Origin of the sequence: Microbacterium sp. 22195 (assembly GCF_052056515.1) — a bacterium.
In the GTDB taxonomy this organism is placed as follows: domain Bacteria; phylum Actinomycetota; class Actinomycetes; order Actinomycetales; family Microbacteriaceae; genus Microbacterium.
Map to the genome: position 1 here is coordinate 35,623 of NZ_JBQEPE010000004.1, position 19,685 is coordinate 55,307.

At 69.9% G+C, this 19,685-nt stretch carries 20 protein-coding genes; 15 read left to right on the forward strand and 5 right to left on the reverse strand.

Features of this window, described 5'->3' with window-relative positions:
* Nucleotides 1–23: 23 nt before the first annotated feature.
* Both ACTJJ4_RS12790 and ACTJJ4_RS12795 read right to left on the reverse strand, forming a co-directional pair.
* A complete protein-coding gene (locus ACTJJ4_RS12790) occupies nt 24–980 on the reverse strand; it encodes an aldo/keto reductase (protein WP_440943685.1) in 957 nt (318 codons plus the stop codon).
* Entirely contained in the window at nt 970–2,262 is a 1,293-nt protein-coding gene (locus ACTJJ4_RS12795) for an L-fuconate dehydratase (RefSeq protein ID WP_440943686.1), read from the reverse strand. Before ACTJJ4_RS12795 ends, ACTJJ4_RS12790 begins: the two co-directional genes overlap by 11 nt.
* A gap of 122 nt (nt 2,263–2,384) precedes the next feature.
* On the opposite strand from ACTJJ4_RS12795, the gene ACTJJ4_RS12800 reads away from it, so the two are divergent.
* From ACTJJ4_RS12800 to ACTJJ4_RS12810, 3 genes are all read left to right on the forward strand, one after another.
* Nucleotides 2,385–3,239, forward strand: coding sequence for a fumarylacetoacetate hydrolase family protein (locus tag ACTJJ4_RS12800; RefSeq protein WP_440943687.1), 855 nt, complete (start codon nt 2,385–2,387; stop codon nt 3,237–3,239).
* Nucleotides 3,227–3,982, forward strand: coding sequence for an SDR family NAD(P)-dependent oxidoreductase (locus ACTJJ4_RS12805; RefSeq protein ID WP_285637929.1), 756 nt, complete (start codon nt 3,227–3,229; stop codon nt 3,980–3,982). Before ACTJJ4_RS12800 ends, ACTJJ4_RS12805 begins: the two co-directional genes overlap by 13 nt.
* A 217-nt stretch (nt 3,983–4,199) precedes the next feature.
* Nucleotides 4,200–5,177 carry a hypothetical protein gene (locus tag ACTJJ4_RS12810; RefSeq protein ID WP_440943688.1) on the forward strand — a complete coding sequence of 326 codons (978 nt, stop codon included), beginning with the start codon at nt 4,200–4,202 and terminating at the stop codon, nt 5,175–5,177.
* A 166-nt stretch (nt 5,178–5,343) separates the two neighbouring features.
* Here ACTJJ4_RS12810 and ACTJJ4_RS12815 read toward each other — a convergent pair whose 3' ends face one another.
* Entirely contained in the window at nt 5,344–6,222 is an 879-nt protein-coding gene (locus ACTJJ4_RS12815) for an amidohydrolase family protein (RefSeq protein ID WP_440943689.1), read from the reverse strand.
* A 47-nt stretch (nt 6,223–6,269) separates the two neighbouring features.
* On the opposite strand from ACTJJ4_RS12815, the gene ACTJJ4_RS12820 reads away from it, so the two are divergent.
* Complete coding sequence (locus ACTJJ4_RS12820; protein ID WP_292697427.1) at nt 6,270–6,950, forward strand: FadR/GntR family transcriptional regulator; 681 nt, start codon at nt 6,270–6,272, stop codon at nt 6,948–6,950.
* A 200-nt stretch (nt 6,951–7,150) separates the two neighbouring features.
* Here ACTJJ4_RS12820 and ACTJJ4_RS12825 read toward each other — a convergent pair whose 3' ends face one another.
* Nucleotides 7,151–7,807 carry a transaldolase family protein gene (locus tag ACTJJ4_RS12825; RefSeq protein WP_440943690.1) on the reverse strand — a complete coding sequence of 219 codons (657 nt, stop codon included), beginning with the start codon at nt 7,805–7,807 and terminating at the stop codon, nt 7,151–7,153.
* Nucleotides 7,808–7,917: 110 nt separating this feature from the next.
* Between ACTJJ4_RS12825 and ACTJJ4_RS12830 the strand changes: the two genes are divergently transcribed.
* The 7 genes from ACTJJ4_RS12830 (at nt 7,918) to ACTJJ4_RS12860 (ending at nt 14,321) form a co-directional block, all read left to right on the forward strand.
* On the forward strand, nt 7,918–8,862 hold the full coding sequence (locus ACTJJ4_RS12830; RefSeq protein WP_440943691.1) for a ribokinase: 945 nt from the start codon (nt 7,918–7,920) through the stop codon (nt 8,860–8,862).
* Nucleotides 8,863–8,870: 8 nt separating this feature from the next.
* On the forward strand, nt 8,871–9,269 hold the full coding sequence (rbsD, locus tag ACTJJ4_RS12835) for a D-ribose pyranase (protein ID WP_292697424.1): 399 nt from the start codon (nt 8,871–8,873) through the stop codon (nt 9,267–9,269).
* A gap of 8 nt (nt 9,270–9,277) precedes the next feature.
* Nucleotides 9,278–10,048, forward strand: coding sequence for a GntR family transcriptional regulator (locus ACTJJ4_RS12840; protein ID WP_440943692.1), 771 nt, complete (start codon nt 9,278–9,280; stop codon nt 10,046–10,048).
* A 55-nt stretch (nt 10,049–10,103) separates the two neighbouring features.
* On the forward strand, nt 10,104–11,192 hold the full coding sequence (locus tag ACTJJ4_RS12845; protein WP_440943693.1) for a hypothetical protein: 1,089 nt from the start codon (nt 10,104–10,106) through the stop codon (nt 11,190–11,192).
* 31 nt (nt 11,193–11,223) lie between these two features.
* Nucleotides 11,224–12,276: a PLP-dependent cysteine synthase family protein gene (locus tag ACTJJ4_RS12850; protein ID WP_440943694.1), complete on the forward strand. Its 1,053-nt coding sequence runs from the start codon at nt 11,224–11,226 to the stop codon at nt 12,274–12,276.
* A gap of 32 nt (nt 12,277–12,308) precedes the next feature.
* A complete protein-coding gene (locus tag ACTJJ4_RS12855) occupies nt 12,309–12,818 on the forward strand; it encodes a glycine cleavage system protein R (protein WP_440943695.1) in 510 nt (169 codons plus the stop codon).
* A gap of 114 nt (nt 12,819–12,932) precedes the next feature.
* Nucleotides 12,933–14,321, forward strand: coding sequence for an FAD-binding oxidoreductase (locus ACTJJ4_RS12860; RefSeq protein WP_440943696.1), 1,389 nt, complete (start codon nt 12,933–12,935; stop codon nt 14,319–14,321).
* Nucleotides 14,322–14,360: 39 nt separating this feature from the next.
* Here ACTJJ4_RS12860 and ACTJJ4_RS12865 read toward each other — a convergent pair whose 3' ends face one another.
* A complete protein-coding gene (locus tag ACTJJ4_RS12865) occupies nt 14,361–15,041 on the reverse strand; it encodes a FadR/GntR family transcriptional regulator (protein ID WP_440943697.1) in 681 nt (226 codons plus the stop codon).
* A 164-nt stretch (nt 15,042–15,205) separates the two neighbouring features.
* On the opposite strand from ACTJJ4_RS12865, the gene ACTJJ4_RS12870 reads away from it, so the two are divergent.
* From ACTJJ4_RS12870 to ACTJJ4_RS12885, 4 genes are read left to right on the forward strand one after another with little or no spacing between them, the layout of a single operon-like run.
* Nucleotides 15,206–16,441 carry an aminotransferase class V-fold PLP-dependent enzyme gene (locus ACTJJ4_RS12870; protein ID WP_440943698.1) on the forward strand — a complete coding sequence of 412 codons (1,236 nt, stop codon included), beginning with the start codon at nt 15,206–15,208 and terminating at the stop codon, nt 16,439–16,441.
* Nucleotides 16,442–16,479: 38 nt separating this feature from the next.
* A complete protein-coding gene (locus ACTJJ4_RS12875; protein WP_440943699.1) occupies nt 16,480–17,793 on the forward strand; it encodes an ABC transporter substrate-binding protein in 1,314 nt (437 codons plus the stop codon).
* Between the two features lie 3 nt (nt 17,794–17,796).
* A complete protein-coding gene (locus ACTJJ4_RS12880) occupies nt 17,797–18,735 on the forward strand; it encodes a carbohydrate ABC transporter permease (protein ID WP_440943700.1) in 939 nt (312 codons plus the stop codon).
* The gene (locus ACTJJ4_RS12885; RefSeq protein WP_440943701.1) at nt 18,732–19,640 is read left to right on the forward strand and encodes a carbohydrate ABC transporter permease; all 909 of its coding nucleotides are present in this window, start codon (nt 18,732–18,734) and stop codon (nt 19,638–19,640) included. The genes ACTJJ4_RS12880 and ACTJJ4_RS12885 overlap by 4 nt, the downstream gene beginning before the upstream one ends.
* The last annotated feature ends 45 nt before the right edge of the window (nt 19,641–19,685 follow it).

Consider the following 19,685-nt stretch of genomic DNA (forward strand, 5'->3'; position numbering starts at 1 on the left):
TCTGGCCGGCGATCCGAACCGCGTCACGCCGGGATCAGTCCGTCCTCGGCCAGCTCCGCCCACAGATCGGCAGGGATCTCCAGCGCGGCGTACTCGGCATTCTGCCGCAGCTGCGCGGGACGGCTGCCGCCGACCACGACCGAGCGCACGAGCTCCGACTGCAGCGGGAACTGGATCGCGGCCGCAGGAAGCGGCACGTCATGCGCGCGGCAGATCGACGCGATCCGCACCAGCCGGTCCCACAGCTCCTCGGGAAGCTGGCCGTACTCGTACCGGCCGTCGCGCTGCGGCTCGCTCTGCGCGAGCAGTCCGGAGTTGAACACGGATGCGGCGACGATCCCCGTCCCGGTCTCCGCGCACGCCGGCAGCACGTCGGCCGCGGCAGGCTGCTCCAGCAGCGTGTATCGTCCCGCGACCATGATCAGGTCGAGGTCGGCCTGGCGGACGGCGCGCGACAGGGCATCCGACACCATCGATCCGATGCCGATCGCTCCGACCAGACCCTCGGACCGCGCCTTCTCCAGCGCGGGGAAGGCCTCGGCCAGCGCGAGGTCGAGATCGTGGCGCTCGGGATCGTGCAGATACAGCAGGTCGATCCGGTCGAGCCCCAGCCGTTCCTGGGACTCGGCGATGCTGGCACGGATGCCCGCCTCGCTGAAGTCCCATTCGCGGCGCAGGTCGTCCGGCACATGGAAGTCGTTGTCGCTGTCCAGCCCGCCCGGCTGATGCGCGGGGTTCGGCCGCAGCAGGCGCCCCGCCTTGGTCGAGATCACGAACTCGTCGCGCGGCTTGGTCTGCAGGAACGCACCCAGGCGCCGCTCGCTCAGCCCGAGTCCGTAGTGCGGGGCGGTGTCGAAGTAGCGGATGCCGGCTTCCCACGCGGCCTCGAGAACCGCCCAGGCCTCGTCATCGCTGAGCGCGCGGAAGAGGTTGCCGACGTTCGCAGCGCCGTAGCCGAGCGCGGGAAGCTCAAGCGACATGCTGTCCCGTCCAGGTGTACTTCGCGATGCTTTCGGCCTTCATCTCCATGCTCGTGCCCGGCGCGGTCGGCGCCATGTACGAGCCGCCCTGGATGTCGGTCGGCACCACGAAGTGCTCGTGCAGGTGATCGACGTACTCGATCAGCCGGCCCTCGCGAGAGCCGCTGACGGCCACGAAGTCGAACATCGACAGGTGCTGCACGGCCTCGCACAGGCCGACGCCTCCGGCGTGCGGGCATACCGGCACGCCGAACTTGGCGGCGAGCAGCAGGTTCGCGATGTTCTCGTTCACGCCCGCGACGCGCACGGCGTCGATCTGCATGATCTTGATCGCGTCGGCCTGCAGCAGCTGCTTGAAGATCATCCGGTTCTGGGCGTGCTCGCCGGTGGCCACGCGGATCGGGGCGACGCCGCGGGCGATCTCGGCGTGGCCGAGGATGTCGTCGGGGCTGGTGGGCTCCTCGATCCAGGCGGGGTGGAACTCGGCGAGCGCATTGACCCACTCGATGGCCTCGGACACCTCCCAGCGCTGGTTGGCGTCGATCGCGATCGGGAAGTCGGGGCCGCACACCTCGCGGGCCTTGCGGAAGCGGCGGATGTCGTCCTGCAGATCGGCGCCGACCTTGAGCTTGATCTGCGTGAAGCCGTCGGCCATGGCCTCGCGGGCGAGGCGTTCGAGCTTCTCGTCGGAGTAGCCCAGCCAACCGGGGCTGGTCGTGTAGCCCGGGTAGCCGGATTCCAGCAGCTGGGCCTCGCGCTCCTCGCGTCCCGGCACCGCGGCGTGGAGGATCTGGAGCGCCTCGTCGCGGGTGAGCGCGTTGGTCAGATAGCGGAAGTCGACCAGGTCGACGAGCTCCTCGGGGCTCATGCGGCCGAGCAGCTGCCAGAGGGGCAGGCCCGCGCGCTTGGCCTTGACGTCCCACAGCGCGTTGATCACAGCGCCGATGGCCATGTGCATGACGCCCTTCTCGGGGCCGAGCCAGCGCAGCTGGGAGTCGCCGATGATGTCGCGGAACGTGCCGCCCATGTCATCCAGCAGCGGCTCGATCTCGCGGCCGACGAGGTGACCGGCGAGCGCGTCGATCGCGGCGACCTGCACGTCGTTGCCGCGGCCGATCGTGAACACGAACGCGTGGCCGGCGATGTCGTCCTCGGCGTCGGTGCGCACGATCACGTACGCGGCCGAGTAGTCGGGGTCGGGGTTCATCGCATCCGAGCCGTCCAGGCTCAGCGAGGTGGGGAAGCGGATGTCGCTGGTCTCCAGCGCGACGATACGGCTCACGGGGCTCCTTCGGCGCGTCGGACGAATATGACGCGGACTCTTGGAGTGTAAACATCCGATGTCTATACTGTCAACGGCGGGGTCGCGTCAGCACCCGCCGTCGATCCAGGAGAAGGAGAACCATGAAGTTCGCGCGACTCGGCGAGACAGGAAGCGAGATCCCCGTCGTCATCGACGAGGGTCGCACCTTCGATCTGCGTCCGGTGACATCCGATGTGAACGGCGAATTCCTGGCATCCGATCCTGTCGGACGGACGCGAGCCGCTCTGGATGCGGGCTCCCTTCCCGAGCTGGCGGACGCGGATGCCCTGCGCATCGGCGCCCCCATCGCGCGGCCGAGCGCGGTGATCTGCATCGGAATGAACTATGCCGCGCACGCCGCGGAGTCGGGTTCCGAGCCGCCGACCATCCCGATCCTGTTCCTGAAGACGCCGAACACCGTGGTCGGCCCGAACGACGCCGTCACCATCCCGCGCGGCAGCGAGAAGACCGACTGGGAGGTCGAGCTGGGCGTCGTGATCGGCACCCGCACCGCCTACCTGGACTCGCCGGAGGAGGCGGATGCCCACATCGCCGGCTACGTGCTCGCGAACGACGTGTCGGAGCGCGACTTCCAGATGGCCGTGTCCGGCGGGCAGTGGTCCAAGGGCAAGATCGCCGCGGGCTTCAACCCCACCGGACCCTGGCTGGTGCCGGCATCCGAGGTCGACTCGACGAACCTGCGCCTGCGCAGCTGGGTCAACGGCGAGCCGCGTCAGGACTCGAACACCAGCGACCTGATCTTCGACGTGCGCACGATCGTGCACCACCTGTCGCAGTACGTCACGCTCGAGCCCGGCGACCTGATCCTCACCGGCACCCCGCAGGGCGTCGCCCTCTCGGGGCGCTTCCCCTACCTGAGCCCCGGCGATGTCGTCGAGGTCGAGATCGACGGCCTGGGCCGTCAGAAGCAGGAGTTCGTGGCATGGGCGCGCTGAGTCTCGAAGGCCTGGTGGCGATCGTCACCGGCGGAGCATCTGGAATCGGGGCGGCGGTCGCCCGTCGCCTGCATGAGGAGGGCGCGCAGATCGCCGTCCTCGACCGCGACACGTCCGGAGCGGATGCCGCATTCGCGGCGTTCACGGCCGACGTCTCCGACCGCGCTTCCGTCGACGCCGCCGTCGCGGCGGTCGCGGAGCGGTTCGGCCGCATCGACATCGTGATCAACAACGCCGGCATCGGCGCGCAGGGAGATGTCACCGCGAACGACGACGACGAGTGGGCCCGCGTGCTCTCCATCAACGTCACCGGCATCGCGCGCGTGACCTCGGCGGCCCTGCCCTGGCTGCGGAAATCGCCCTCGGCGGCGGTCTGCAACACGGCATCCATCGCCTCCACGACCGGCCTGCCGCAGCGCGCGCTGTACTCCGCGTCGAAGGGCGCGGTCTCCGCGCTGACCCGCGCGATGGCCGCCGACCACCTGCGCGAGGGCATCCGCGTCAACGCCGTGAACCCGGGCACCGCCGACACCCCCTGGGTCGGGCGCCTGCTGGACTCGGCCGCCGACCCCGCCGCCGAGCGCGCGGCGCTCAACGCCCGCCAGCCGCACGGTCGCCTGGTCTCCCCCGACGAGGTCGCCGGCGCCGTGCTCTACCTGGTCAGCCCGGCTTCCGGGTCCACCACCGGCACGTTCATCGAGGTCGACGGAGGCATGGCCGCCCTGCGCCTGCGCGCCGAGTAGCGCGTCGCGGCCCCCTCGCCGCCCCAGGACCGTCCAGGTATCAACTTCTGCGGGAATCCGGGCCAGGGCCGTCCAGGTATCAACTTCTGGTGGAATCCGGGCTTTCCAAACAGCGGATGCTGATACCTGGACGGATGCCGATGCCGCGAACGCCCCCTCTCGACCTGCCTGTGGATAATTTTCGCGGCCATCCCGCGGCTTCGGGCAGATTCTGCACATGCGAAGACCCATTCCTCTGCCCGATGGACTCGGGGCCCGATTCCGGGTGCGCGACGCCGTGGATGCGGGCGCCACACTGACCCATCTGCGCCGCGTCGGCCTGGATGCGCCGTTCTGGGGAATCCGATCGATCCCAGTCGATCCTGACCTCTCCGAGCTGGACCCGTTCGCACGCCAGGCCGCGGAGCGCCGGATGAAGGCGCGCGCCTTCATCCCCCGACTCGGCGACGGACAGTTCTACAGCCACGAGACGGCCGCGGCGCTGCTCGGCGGACCTCTTCCCCTGCGATGGCTCGCACCAGGCGTGGTGGCGGACGGGCGCGACCTCGACGTCCATGTCAGCTCGTTCGGGGAGGGTCCCATCCCGCGCGCGAACGGCATCCACGGGCATCGCGCCAACATCGCCTGTCGCTTCTTCGTGGCACGGGACGGTGCGCAGATCGCGCGCCCCGAGACCGCGTGGGCGCAGCTCGGTGGAACCCTGAGCGTCATCGACCTCGTCACGCTCGGCGACTTCTTCTGCCGGATTTGGCGCGAGGGCTACGGCCGACGAGATGCCGGAACGCCTCCGTTGACGACGATCGACCGACTGCGCTCGACCATGAACGGCGTGCGATGGCGCGGCATCCGACGCCTCCGAGAGGCGATCGAGCTCGTCCGGGAGGACTCATGGTCGCCCCGTGAATCGGCGGTCCGCTTCCACCTCGTGACGGCCGGGCTGCCCGAACCTGCACTGAACGTCGACGTCTTCGACGACTTCGGGCTCTTCTTGGGGTGCGTCGACATGGCATATCCCGATCAGAAGGTCGCGGTCGAGTACCACGGCGAGCTGCACCATGCCCAGTACGCGGCCGATGTCGAGCGCATGGCCGCGCTGCGTGCCGCCGGCTGGACCATCATCGAGGTGACGTCGGCGCTGTTCGCCCGTCCGGAGGAACTCGTCGCACGGGTGCGCATCGCGCTGCGGGGCCGGTGACGCCGGCGCCGCTTCCAGGGGTGTCATCGATGGCACTCCAGGTATCAACTTCCGCCGGAATCCCGCATCCAGAAACCGCAGATCTTGATACCTGGACCGTCCGTCGCCGCCCGGCAGCGTCGCCCGCCGGCGGCGGTGCCAGGCCAGCCGGCCCGGCGCGCCCGCCTCAGCGGATGCCGTAGAAGGTCAGCGCATTCGACCAGAACAGCGCCTCAGCATCCAGGCCACGCAGCGCCGCCCAGTCGGCGACCGTGCGGAACCAGCGCTGACGGGAGCCCACCACGTACGCCCCGCCGGCCAGACGACCGGCGTCGATCGACGACACCGGCCAGTCGCTCCCCCACATCAGCCGCTCCGGCCCGAACGCGTCGAGCGCGGCATCCAGGAACGGCTGCATCTGAGCATCCGTCCACACCCCGCCGGATTCGGCGGGCAGGCCCGACAGCTTGCAGAACACCTGCGGATGCTGCGCCAGCGCGTCCAGGTCGCGCAGCCACGCCGCGTCCGGCGCCGCCGGCGCGGACGCCGAACCGACCGCGGGCTTGCCGGCGTGGTCGAGCACGATGGGCAGATCCGGGACGGATGCCGCGAGCGCGGCCACATCCGGAAGCTGGTGCGCCCGCACACAGGCGTCGAAGGTCCAGCCGCGGCGTGCGACCTCCCGGGCGCCGCGCTGGAACGCCGAACTCAGCGCGAAGCCGTCCGGCTCGCCCTGCAGCAGGTGCCGCACACCGACGACGCGATCGAAGTCGCTCAGCGCCTCCAGCTGCGCATCCGTCGCCGCGCCGCGGTCCAGCCGCGCTCCGGCGACGATCGCCACCACTCCCGCGGCGAGCGCGATCGAGTCCACCCAGCGCACCTCGTCGAGGGACTGCGACTCGATCGGGTCGGCCTGCACGAAGATCGCGGCCTCCTCCGAGACACCCTCGAGCTGCTCCTCGTAGATCTCCTCCTCGGCGAACCGCCAGGCCAGCGGGCCCTCGAGCCATTCGTAGGTGAGGACCTCCGGGTCCCACAGGTGCAGGTGGGAATCGATGACGCGCATGGCACCATCCTGCCGGAAACATCGGATGGCTGTGCGAAGATGTGGCCATGGCAGTCACGGATGAGGCGATCGAGAAGATCAAGGCGATGATCGTCACCGGCGAACTCGGTCCCGGCGATCGGCTTCCGCCGGAGAAGGAGCTCGCCGAGCGGCTCGGCCTGTCGCGCAACTCCATGCGCGAGGCCGTCAAGGCGCTCGAGGTCATCCGCGTGCTCGACGTGCGGCGCGGCGACGGCACCTACGTCACCAGCCTCGAGCCGCACCTGCTGCTGGAGGCGATCAGCTTCGTCGTCGACATGCACGACGACAGCTCGCTGCTCGAGCTGTTCGCGGTGCGGCGGATGCTGGAATCGCAGGCCACCGGCCTCGCCGCCGGCAATGCCAGCGAGGAGCAGGCGCAGGGTCTGCTGGACGAGATCGGCTCCGTCGACGCGGATGCCGTCAGCATCGACGATCTCGTCGCCCACGACATCCGCTTCCACGGCTCCATCGTGCGACTCGCCGGCAACGACTACCTGGCGAGCCTGATCGACGGGCTCAGCAGCCAGACGATCCGTGCCCGCGTGTGGCGCGGACTGACGGAGCAGGGCGCGGTGGAGCGCACGCTGTCCGAGCATCTGGCCATCGCCGAGGCGATCGCCCAGCACGACTCGGCGCTGGCGACCTCGCTGGCCACCGCGCACGTCGCCGGCGTCGAGCGCTGGCTGCGTCAGGCCGCGAACGCCTGAGGCCGAGGCATCCGTCGCCCAGGTCGCGATTCGTCCCGTTCTCGGCCACCGATCTCGCTCCAGGTCGCGATTCGTCCCGGTTTCCGCCTCGGATACCGGGACGAACTGCGACGTGGGCCCAGAGCGGATCGGTGTTCCGGGACGAACTGCGACCCGGACGAAGGAAAGCGCCGGCGCCAGGCACCGGACGGCCTACCGCGTCAGGCGCCCAGGCGTCCCATCGCGGCGTCGAACTCGGCGGCGGAGGAGTCGCTCACGGGATCGTGCAGCAGCGCATCGAGCACGTCGGGTGCGGCCGTGAAGTACGGCACTCCGGCGAGCCGCAGCTCGACGATGTCCTCCGGTGAGCGCAGGCTGGCGGCCAGCACGTTCGTGTCGGTGCCCTCGCACACGGCCTGCATCCGGGTGATGAGGTCGGCGCCGTCGAGGCCGGAGTCCCGCATCCGCCCGAGATAGGGAGCGATGTACCGCACCCCGATGCTCGCGCACGCGAGCGCCTGCGCCACGGAGTAGACGGCCGTCACCAGCACCGAGGCGCCGTCGCGGACCAGGGTGGATGCCGCCGCGAAGCCCTCCGCGGTGGCGGGCACCTTCACGGCGACCCGCTCCCCCAGGTCGAGGATGCCGGCGGCGTTGCGCAGGAACGAGTCCCGGTCTCCGCCCCAGGTCTGGAAGAACATCTCCTGCGCGCCCTCGCCGACCCATCGCGCGTACAGTGACGGGATCTCGGATGCCGTGCGGCCGCCGCGCTCGAGGATCGTCGGGTTCGTCGTGACGCCGTGCACCACGCCCGCGGCGAGCAGCGCTCCGACCCGCTCGATGTCGGCACTGTCGACGTACAGCCGCGGCGCGGTCATCCGATCTCCTCTCCCGCCCGACGGCGAGTGCGCGCAACCTGTCACTACAGGCCACTCTGCCGATAATGTAATGACAGCGTCCATCTGAAGTCAAAGACGATCGGGAGAACATGACCAGCGACCAGCCCGCCCGCACCGGCGTCGTGATCGTCGGAAGCGTGACCGCTGACGTGACCACCTTCTCCCAGCGCCTGCCCGCGCGGGGCGAGACAATCCTCGGCGACCAGTTCACCCTGCTGCTCGGAGGCAAGGGCGCGAACCAGGCCGTCGCCGCGGGCCTCGCCGGCGCCCGCACGAGCTTCGTCGGCTGCGTGGGCGACGACCTGTTCCACGACCTCATCGTCGAAGGGCTCAGCGGCGCGGGCGTCGACCTCACCCATCTGCGCACCGTCCCGGGCCCCACCGGCATCGCGCACATCCGCGTCGACGCCTCGGCGCAGAACGACATCGTGATGGTGCCGCTGGCGAACGCGCAGCTCAGCGCCGAGCAGATCGACGCCGCGCTCGAGGCCCTCGCGCCGACCACCTCCGTGCTGCTCACGCAGCTGGAGACACCGGCATCCCTCACCCTGCACATCACCCAGCGCGCACGCCAGCTGGGCATGACCGTGGTGCTCGACCCCGCACCCGCGGCGACGCTGGACGCGGAGGTGTGGCGCAGCATCGACATCGTCACACCCAACGAGACCGAGGCCACCCTGATCAGCGGGATCGAGGTCACCGATGCCGCCTCGGCGGAGGAGGCCGGTCGCTGGTTCCTGGCACAGGGCGTGGGCTCAGCGGTGATCACCATGGCGGAGAAGGGCTCCTGCGTGGTGACCGCCGAGGGGACCTCGTTCATCGAACCCATCCCCGTCGAACCGATCGACACGACGGCCGCCGGCGACGCCTACGCCGGATACCTGGGCGCCGCCCTCGCCGAGGGCTGGACGCTCGCCGACGCCACCCGCCTGGCCAGCGCCGCCGGAGCCATCGCCGTGACCCGCCAGGGCGCGTCGCCGAGCCTTCCCGTGCGCTCCGAGGTCGACGCGCTGCTGGCCGCGCAGCAGAAGTAGGAGGAGCCATGCGCAAGACGTCCACCACGATCAACCCGGCGCTGTCCCGGGTGATCAGCGAGACCGGCCACACGGATCTGATCGTCGTGACGGATGCCGGGCTGCCGATCCCGCCCGGGTCCGAGCGGATCGATCTGGCGTACCGTCCGGGCGCCCCCGCGTTCTTCGACGTGCTCGACACCGTGCTCGCCGAGATGGTCGTCGAGGGTGCGACGGTCTCCGCCGAGGTCGCGGAGGTCAGCCCGCACGTGCTCGACGCGCTGCGCGAGCGGCTGCCGGGCATCGAGATCGAGCTGGTGCCGCACGTGGAGTTCAAGCAGCGCACGCACGCCGCGCGCGCCTTCGTGCGCTCCGGCGAGTTCACGCCCTACGCCAACGTGATCCTGCACGCCGGCGTCGCATACTGAGGAGCATGATGACCACGGGGGGAATCGACCGGCTCTCGGCCACGCCCATGTACGACCAGCTGCGGCAGCTGATCATCGACCACATCGAGCAGGACGGCCTGCATCCGGGCGATCCGCTGCCCGGCGAGCACCGGCTGTGCGAGCAGTACGGGATCTCGCGCACGGTCGTGCGCCAGGCGCTCGCGCAACTGGAGCACGAGGGCCTGGTCGAGCGGGTCAAGGGCAAGGGCACCTTCGTCGCCCGCCCGCGCACCAGCGAGTCGCTGGTGCACACCCTCGTGGGTCTGTACGACGAGGTCGCGAGCCGCGGCGGCCACGTGCACAGCGACATCCTCCGGCACGAGACCATCGAGGCGGATGCCGAGGTGGCGGCCGCCCTCGAAGTGGAGGAGGGATCGCCGATCGTGGTGCTGACGCGTCTGCGGCACGTCGACGGCGACGCCTGGTCGCTGTCGACGACCTGGATGCCGGAGGCCGTGGGCGCGGTCACCCTGGGCGCGGATCTGCACGAGACCTCGCTGTACCGGCTGCTCGAGGAGCACGGGATCGTCGCGACCAGCGGCGTGCGCTCCGCCGAGGCGACTGTCGCCACCCACGAGCAGGCGCAGCTGCTCGGCGTGAGCGCCGGCTCGGCGCTGCTGCGCCTGCGCAGCGTGAGCCGCGACGCGTCGGGCACCCCGATCGAGTTCTTCATCGCGCACCACCGCGGCGACCGCTCGCGCTTCGAGTTCCAGCTCGGCCCGGAGGCCTCGCGCGGATCGCTGGTCCGCATCCCCTGAGCCGCGCAGCGGATATTCTCTGAGTCGACACGCGATCGAGGGGGAGACGACGATCATGCGCGAGGAAGACGCACCTGCGCCGGGGGCCGGGTATCCGGTGATCCCGCCTGCGCCGCCGGAGCCGACGGATGCCGCACGCGCGGCGTCCCCGGCGATGCCGACCGCGCCGCCCTACGGCGCACCCGCCGACGGCGCTCCTGTCCCCGCGCCGCCCGGCGCGCCGCCCGCGTGGAGTGGCGCGCCCGCGCAGCCGTACGGAACGCAGCCGTACGGTCTGCCCGCCGTGCCCGCACCGCCGTACGCCACGCAGCCCGCACCGCCGCACGGATCGCAGCCCGCACCGCCTTACGGGGCGCAGCCGTACGGGGCGCAGGCCGCACCGCCCTACGGCGCCCAGCCGGCACCGCCCTACGGCGCACAACCTGCTCAGCCCTACGGCCTGCCGTCCGGGCCGCCGTACGCAGCGCAGCCCGCGCCGGCGCGCGGCGGCGCACAGCCCGGAACTCCCACCGCGCAGTCGTACGGCCTGCCGCCGACCCCGGTCTGGGGCGGGCAGCCGTCCGCTGCGACGCCGGCATCCTTCGGGCCGGGCCATCAGCCGGAGCAGAGCTCCCAGCGCTGGCTCACGGCGGTCATCATCGGCGGCATCGTGGTGGGTGTCGCGATCCTCTTCGTGTTGATCCGGCTGCTGCTGGTCGGCCCCGCCGGTGTCTTCGACTTCAGCTCGGCCCCGGCCCCCGCGTCGACGTCCGACTCCGACGCTCCTGCGGCGGGCTCCGACGACACGACGTCCGGCGAGGACCCCTCCTCCGGTGCAGCCGCCACGATCGGCGACGAGCTGCAGGCGAAGATCGACGAGTACCGCACGGCGCGCGACGACGGGTCGCTCTGGCAGAAGATCCCCGACGATGAGTTCAACCGCACCGCCGTCACTGCGTTCCTGTACATCATCACCGATCTGAAGGCCGGGACGATCTGGGGCGTCACCGATGAGGAGGCGCAGGAGTACGCGGCCAAGGCCGCCGACGTCGAGGCGAAGCTGCTCGCACAGCAGCCGCTCGGCGAGGACATCCAGATCACGCTCGAGACGCGCACCTTCGACTACGACGGCTCGACCGGCGAGGGCGGCTACACCGACAACTGACCCGAGCGGAGCGCCCCGCTACGCTCGAAGCATGAGTGACTGGGTCAGTTCCGCCATCCGGGTCCTGGAAGCGGATGCCAACCGCTCCGCCGACACGCATCTGCACCTGTTCCCGCTGCCCGCCGACTGGGGCATCGACCTGTACTTGAAGGACGAGTCGGTGCATCCGACCGGCTCGCTCAAGCATCGCCTGGCCCGCTCGCTGATCCTCTACGGCCTGGTCAACGGCCTGATCGACGAGGGCACCACCCTGGTCGAGTCCTCCAGCGGATCGACGGCCGTGAGCGAGGCGTACTTCGCCCGGATGCTGGGCCTCGACTTCGTCACCGTCGTGCCGCGCTCCACCAGCCCCGAGAAGATCGACCTGATCGAGTTCTACGGGGGCAGTTGCCACCTGGTCGAGCACGCCTCCGAGATCTCCTCCGAGGCGCGCCGGCTGGCCTCCGAGTGCGGCGGTCACTACCTCGACCAGTTCACCTACGCCGAGCGCGCCACCGACTGGCGCGGCAACAACAACATCGCCGAGAGCGTGTTCAGCCAACTGGCGCAGGAGCGGCATCCGGTCCCCCGGTGGATCGTCGTCGGCGCAGGCACCGGCGGCACCAGCGCCACGTTCGGCCGCTACGTGCGCTACCGCCGCCACGCCACGCAGGTGGCGGTGGTCGACCCGGAGGGCTCCGCGTTCTACGCCGGATGGAAGGGCGATGCGGATGCCGCAGGCAGCCCGTCCCGGATCGAGGGCATCGGCCGCCCGCGGGTGGAGGCGTCCTTCGTGCCGAGCGTGATCGACGAGATGATCCAGGTGCCGGATGCCGCGTCGGTCGCCGCCATCCGGCTGCTGCGCGAGCGCACCCTGCACTGGGCCGGCGGCTCGACCGGCACCAACCTGTACGGCGCCTTCGAGCTGATCGGACGGATGCGGGACGCGGGCGAGACCGGCAGCGTCGTCACCCTGATCTGCGACGGCGGCGCCCGCTACGCCGAGACATACTACTCCGACGACTGGGTGGCAGCGCAGGGCTGGGATCTGGCCCCGCACCGCGAGCGGATGGAGCGATTCCTGGCCGGAGGTTCCTGGTCCTGACAGGACGACGGCCTCGCGACTACAGTGAGCGCATGACCACGCTCATCCTCACGGTCGCGGGAGCGGATCGCCCCGGACTCGTCTCCGCCGTCGCCGATCTCACGGGCGCCTACGGGTGCAACTGGGAGAACAGCAGCCTCGCCGAACTCGCCGGCACCTTCGCCGGCGTCATCCAGCTGACGGTCGCCGACGATCGCGTCGACGAGCTGCGCGACGCCCTGCGCGGCCTCGACGGGATGCTGGCCGTGACCGTGAGCACCGGGTCGGACACGAGCCCGGCGCCCGATGAGCGGCACCTGTCCGTCACGGTGCTGGGCGATGACCGCCCCGGGATCGTCCGCGAGGTCGCCGGCGTGCTCAGCGCGCATGCGCTCAGCATCCGGAGCATGACCACCGAGACCCGTGACGCCGCGATGGCCGGCGGGCGGCTGTTCGAATCGGCCGTGACGGCGTCGGCCCCGGCATCCGCCGATCTGGACGCGCTGCGCGCCGACCTCGAGAAGCTCACGCACGACCTGCAGGTCGACATCAGCATCCTGTGACAGCGGCGCCGATCGCCGTGTCCGGCAGGCGGAAACGACCGTGCGCGCGACCGTCGCTGTGCCACAGTGGGGAGTGCGCTGCCGCCAGACGCAGCGGGAATGCCGAGGATGCCCATGTCCGATGACCGCGACGCGCGCGTGATCTCCGCCCTCATCGCCGCGCTGCCGGACGGCTCCGTCATCACGAACCCCGACTCGCTGCAGGCGTACCGCCGGGACCGCGCCGAGGATCCGGATGCCGGCACCCCCCTCGCGGTGGTGCGGGCGACCTCCACCGAGGACGTGCAGGCGGCCGTGCGCATCGCCGCGCAGGAGGGGGTCGGAGTGATCCCCCGAGGAGCCGGGTCGGGGCTGTCGGGCGGATCGTCCGCCGTGGACGGGACCATCGTGATCTCCCTGGAGCGGATGCGCGAGATCCGCATCGACGCCGCCCTGCAGATGGCCGTGGTGCAGCCGGGCGCCTTCAACGCGGAGGTCAAGGCGGCGGCATCCGAGCACGGCCTCTGGTACCCGCCGGACCCGTCGTCGCAGGAGTTCTGCTCGATCGGCGGCAACATCGCCACCAACGCCGGCGGGCTGTGCTGCGTGAAGTACGGCGTCACCACCGACTACGTGCTGGGCCTGACGGTCGTGCTCGCGGACGGGCGGGCGATCACGCTCGGCGGCCCGCGGCTGAAGGATGTGGCCGGCCTCTCGCTCACCAAGCTGTTCGTGGGCAGCGAGGGCACGCTCGGGATCGTCACGGAGGCGATCCTGCGGCTCGTCCCGGCGCAGCGCATGCCCACGACACTCGTCGCGATGTTCCCGACCGTCGAGGGCGCGATCAGGGCGGTGGTCGACATCAAGGCCGCCATGCGCCCGTCGATGCTGGAGTTCATGGACCGCGTCACGATCAACGCGGTCGAGGACATGATGCGGATGGACCTCGACCGCGAGTCGGCGGCGATGCTCATCGTGCAGTCGGACGAGTCCGTCGAGGTCGCGGCCGCGCAGATCGAGGCCATCGAGCAGACCTGCGGCCTGCACGGAGCATCCGAGGTGTACGCGACCAGCGATCCGGACGAGAGCGAGGCGCTGATCGAGGCCCGCCGGCAGGCGATCCCGGCTGTCGAGAAGCGCGGCGCGCTGCTGCTGGAGGACGTCGGCGTGCCGCTGCCGCACCTGGGGGACCTGATCGACGGCATGCGCGCGATCGCCGAGGCGCGCGGTGTCGAGATCGCCGTGGTCGCACACGCCGGCGACGGCAACACGCATCCGCTGATCGTGCTGGACCCGACGGATGCCGAGCAGCGCGCGAACGCCGACCTCGCCTTCGGGGAGGTGATGGCGCTCGCGATCGAGCTGGGCGGCACGATCACCGGCGAGCACGGCGTCGGGCGGCTCAAGCAGCCCTGGCTGGCCGACTATCTCGGCGACGACGTGCTGGAGCTGAACCTGCGCATCAAGAAGGCGCTCGACCCGCAGAACATCCTCAACCCGGGCGCGATCTTCGGTCTGCTCTGACGCCGCGCGGCGGCGCGGCATCCGAGCCGAGAACCGGCGTCAGGTGAGCGCCGAGTTCTTCTTGACCCAGTACTCCGTGTAGGCGACGTGCGCCGAGGCCGCGGACGACGCCGCGACCGGATCCCCGTCCGTCAGCCCCCGCAGGATCGCACGATGGCCGGCATCGGAGTGCAGCTTGAGCTCCGCCGCGTCCTCGGAGTTCGCCATGCGGTACGAGCGGGAACGCGATCTGAGCACGTCGATGAGGCTGGTGAGCGCGTCCTGGCCCGCCACGCGCGCGATCGTCATGTGGAACTCGTGGTCGATCCGGGACTGCTCGTCGAAGTCCGTCGTCGCCTCGTTCTCATCGAGGAGTCGCTCCAGCTGTTCGAGGGTGTCCCTGTCGATCCGGGATGCCGCGAGGGCCGTGACATGGGGCTCGAGTGCTCTGCGCAACTCGGTCAGCTCCAGCACTCCCTCCATCGGCAGCAGTCCGACGGTCAGCGACAGGCTCCTGATCAGGTCGGCGGCGCGAAGGTCGCCCACGTAGCTGCCGGAGCCGTGCCGGGTCTCCAGCACCCCCAGCGCGGCCAGCATCCTGATCGCCTCGCGCAGCGACCCGCGCGAGACTCCCAGCTGCTCGCACAGCTCGCCCTCGCTGGGCAGCCTGTCGCCCGGCCGCAGCGTGCCGTCGGCGATGAGCGCACGCAGGCCGTGCAGTGCCGTGTCGAGCGCGCTCATGCGTGCCCCTCTCCCCTCGAGCCGGATTCCTGAATTCTGACGGATTTCGCCCCTCACCCATATTTGTATAACAACTTTTGACTTCTGGGCGGACTTCTCTCGCATTCGCGCGGCGAGTGTGGCAAAGTTGTGCAACAACTTGCTGTAATGACAGATGAGGACCAATGACGGCCACCCCCGCTCCCGCCCCACTCCGGCTGAACTCCTTCACCCGTGCGCGTGATGCGTGGCCCCTGGATCCGAACATCATCCACCTCAACCACGGCTCGTTCGGCGCCGTCCCGACGCCGGTCGTCGCGCACCAGGACGAGCTCCGTCGCAGGGCCGACCGCAGCCCGGTGGAATGGTTCCCGCGCATCGGCGAGCGCGTGCGCGCGGCCAGGGAGCGCACCGCGCCGTTCGTCGGCGCCCGCCCCGAGGACAGCGTCTTCGTCCCGAACGCATCCGCCGCGGCGACCGTGGTCTACAACGCCCTGCGCCTCGAAGGCGGCGACGAGATCCTCGTCACCGACCACGGGTACGGCGCGGTCACCATGGGCGCGCAGCGCCTGGCCCGCCGCTTCGGCGCGCAGGTCCGCACGGTCGGCATCCCGCTGTCCGCCTCGGACGACGAGGTCGTGCAGCTGTTCGCCGAGGCCCGCACCGCACGCACCCGGCTCATCGTGGTGGATCAGATCACCTCCCCCACCGCCCGCCTCCTCCCCACCCGGCGCATCGCCGAGGACGCCGCGGTGCACGGCATCCGCACCCTGGTCGACGGTGCGCACGCGCCCGGCCTCATCCCGGACGCGGCCATCGCCGGCGGCGGCGACTGGTGGTTCGGCAACCTGCACAAGTGGCCCTGCGCCCCGCGCGGTTCGGCACTGCTGGTCACCCGGGCGCACGACCGCCAGGAGCTGTGGCCGCTGATCGACTCGTGGGGAGCGCCCGAGTCGTTCCCCGGACGCTTCGACACCCAGGGCACGATCGACGCCACCACCTACATCAGCACGCCTGCGGCGATCGACTTCATCGAGCAGGAGATCGGCTGGGCAGCGGCCCGCGAGGCGATGACCGAGATGGCGGATGCCGGGGCGGAGGCGATCGCCGACGCACTGCGCCCGTACAGCGAGACCGACCCGCTGACGCCGCTCCCCTCGCCGGTGCCGTCGATGCGCCTGATCCGGCTCCCCCAGGGTCTGGGCGCCACGCGCGAGGACGCCGATGAGCTGCGCATGCAGCTGCTGGACGAGGTGGGCGTCGAGACGGCGTTCACCAGCTTCCGCGGCGTCGGCTACTACCGCCTGTCGGTGCACCTGTACACCGAGAGCTCCGACTTCGAGGCGTTCGTCGAGCGGTGCGTGCCGCAGCTGCTCCGGCGGGCCGGCATCGGCGTCCGCTCCTCGGCATCCATCTCCTGACAGACGCAACATCCAACACCCCGATTGAGAGGCACAACATGAAGAACAGGATCCTGACGGTCGCCGCGGGCATCGGCACCGTCGCCGCCCTCGCACTGACCGGCTGCTCCTCCGGAGGCACCCCCGCCGCCGACGGCACCGTCACGCTGCAGATGGTCGAGAGCCTGACCAACCCGGCCCGCACGAAGCTGATCCGCTCGATGCTGGACGACTTCCAGAAGGAGAACCCGAAGATCAAGGTCAACCTGGTCTCCCCTCCCACCGAGCAGGCCGATCAGAAGATCCAGCAGATGCTGCAGTCCGGACGCGGAGTCGACGTGCTCGAGGTGCGCGACATCACGGTCGGGCCGTTCGCCAACAACGGCTGGCTGTACGACCTGAAGAGCGACCTGGGCAAGTGGGACGGCTGGGGTGACCTGACCGACAACGCCAAGTCGGCATCGGTCGCCGAGGACGGCAAGACCTACTTCGTGCCGTACGGCTTCTACGGCCTGTCGCTTTTCTACCGCACCGACCTGGTCGAGGCGGCCGGCTTCGACGGTCCGCCGCACAGCTGGAGCGACCTGCTCGAGCAGGCGACCAAGATCCAGGACCCGGGCAAGAACGTCTACGGCTACGCGTTCCGCGGCGGCCAGAACGCGAACAGCAACGTCGTCGCCGCTATCGAGGCGTACACGATCGACGATCTCAACGTCGACGACGCGTTCCTGATGAAGGACGGCACGACGATGTTCGCGGCTCCCGAGGCGCAGCAGGCCGTGGACGACTACTTCGCCCTGTTCAAGAAGGCGTCGCCGCCGTCGGCCGTGTCCTGGGGCTACCCCGAGATGGTCGCGGGCTTCACCAACGGGACCACGGCGTTCCTGCTGCAGGACCCCGAGGTGATCGCCACCGTGCAGGCGTCCTCGCTGAAGGCCGACCAGTGGGACACCGCTCCGCTGCTCGTCGGCCCCAGCGGCAAGGCCGCGCAGCCGCTGGCGGTCGCGGGCTGGGGCGTAGCGCAGAAGAGCGCCAACAAGGAGGCGGCGGTCAAGCTCGTCGAGTACCTCTCCTCGAAGGAGCCGGCGACGAAGTTCGCCCAGGCGAACAGCCTGGTGCCGATCATCGCATCCGCCGCGGATGACGACTTCTACAAGACCGGCCCCTGGAGCAGCTACGTCACGATGACCAAGGACCCCGAGACGTATGTCAACGTGCGTCAGCCCCGCGGCGTCAGCTGGTGGACCGAGTGGATCCAGAAGTCCGATCAGGACGTCCAGAAGGTGCTGCTCGGCAACATGTCCACGAGCGAACTGCTGAAGTCCTGGGACGAGTTCTGGACGGAGAAGTACGCGTCCCAGAAGAAGGGCTGAGTCGTGACGAGCACGCACTCGAAGGGAGGCTCCGTCGGCACGACCGGCGGGGCCTCCCGGCGCCGTCCGTTCCGGTCCCGGCAGGCGCTGACGCTGCTGGCGTTCATGCTCCCTGCGATCGTGTTCGTCTGCTGGTTCACCTACTACCCGATGCTGCAGGGCGCACGGATGGCGTTCCACGACTGGAACCTGTGGGATCTCACCTCCACGCCGTGGGTCGGTTTCGACAACTTCGTCGCGGTGTTCCAGGATCCGCTGTTCCCGACCGTCGCCTGGAACTCGGTGCTGTGGGTGGTGGGCTCGCTCGTCCCGCAGCTGGTGATCGGCTTCCTGATCGCCCTCGCCCTGCGCAGGCGGTTCCGGTTCCGCGGGCTCTACCAGGCGCTCGTGTTCTTCCCGTGGGCGGTGTCGGGGTTCCTGATCGGCATGCTGTTCCGCTGGATGTTCAACGCCGAGTTCGGCGTCGTCAACGACCTGCTCATGAAGGCCGGCCTCATCTCGCAGCCGCTGCCCTGGCTGGCCGACCCGAAGCTCGCGATGCTCGCGGTGATCACCGCCAACATCTGGTACGGCGTGACGTTCTTCGCCATCATGATCCTGGCGGCTCTGCAGTCCGTGCCCGATGAGGTGCTGGAGGCTGCGAGCCTCGACGGTGCCGGCAAGGCCCGCCAGCTGTTCTCGATCATCATCCCGTACATCTCGGTCACGCTGATGCTGACGATCCTGCTGCGGGTGATCTGGATCTTCAACTTCCCGGACATCATCTGGGCGATGACGAACGGCGGCCCTGCCAAGCAGACGCACATCATCACCACCTGGATGATCGACTACACGCAGCAGGGCAACTACGGCATCGCCAGCGCGATCGGGCTGATCGTCGTCGCCATCCTGTTCGTGTTCTGCGCGTTCTACCTGGTCGCGATGAGGAAGGTGCAGCGATGACCTCCACGATGACGTCTCCGATCGATGCGACGCGGCGCCTGACCGTGCCGAACCCGGCATCCGCTCCCCGCGGTCCGCGCAGGGTGACCGTCGGCGGCGTGGTGCGCGTCGTCGGGCTGGCGCTCTGGCTGATCATCACGCTGTTCCCGCTGTACTGGATCGCGCTGACCTCGTTCAAGGCGCCGGGCACGATCAACCGCTACCCGATCGAGTACTGGCCGAGCGAGCCGTCGCTTGCGAACTACGTGAGCCTGTTCCAGGACAGCGCCTTCGGGGTCTTCCTGGGCAACTCCGCACTGGTCGCGCTGACAGCGGGTGCCGTCGCCACGCTGATCGCGCTGCTGAGCGCGTACGTGATCGCCCGGTTCGAGTTCCGCGGCAAGGGCGCGGTGCTGATCGCGTTCCTGCTCACGCAGATGATCCCGGCGTTCATCGCACTGGGACCGCTGTACTCGATGATGAGCGACCTGGGGCTGGTCGACACCAAGCCCGGGCTGATCCTGGTGTACATCGCCATCTGCATCCCGTTCTCGACGGTCATGCTGCGGGGCTTCTTCGAGAACGTGCCGGACGCGCTCGAGGAGGCGGCGATGATCGACGGATGCTCGCGCCTCGGCGCGCTGTTCCGGGTGCTGGTCCCGGTGATGACGCCGGGCATCATCGCCGCGTTCATCTTCAACTTCGTGAACTGCTGGAACGAGCTGTTCCTGTCGGTGGTGCTGATGAACACCGACGAGAACCGGACGGTGCCCTCGGCGCTGAACGGCTTCATCTCCACGTTCAACATCGACTGGGGCTCGATGTCGGCCGCCGCCGTGCTGACGATCCTGCCGACCATGCTGATGTTCGCCCTGGCGAGCCGGTGGATCGTCGCAGGGCTGACGTCGGGCGCCGTCAAGGAGTGACGCCGACTGCCCGGGGCGCTTCGAGCGAAGGGCCCCGGGCAGTCG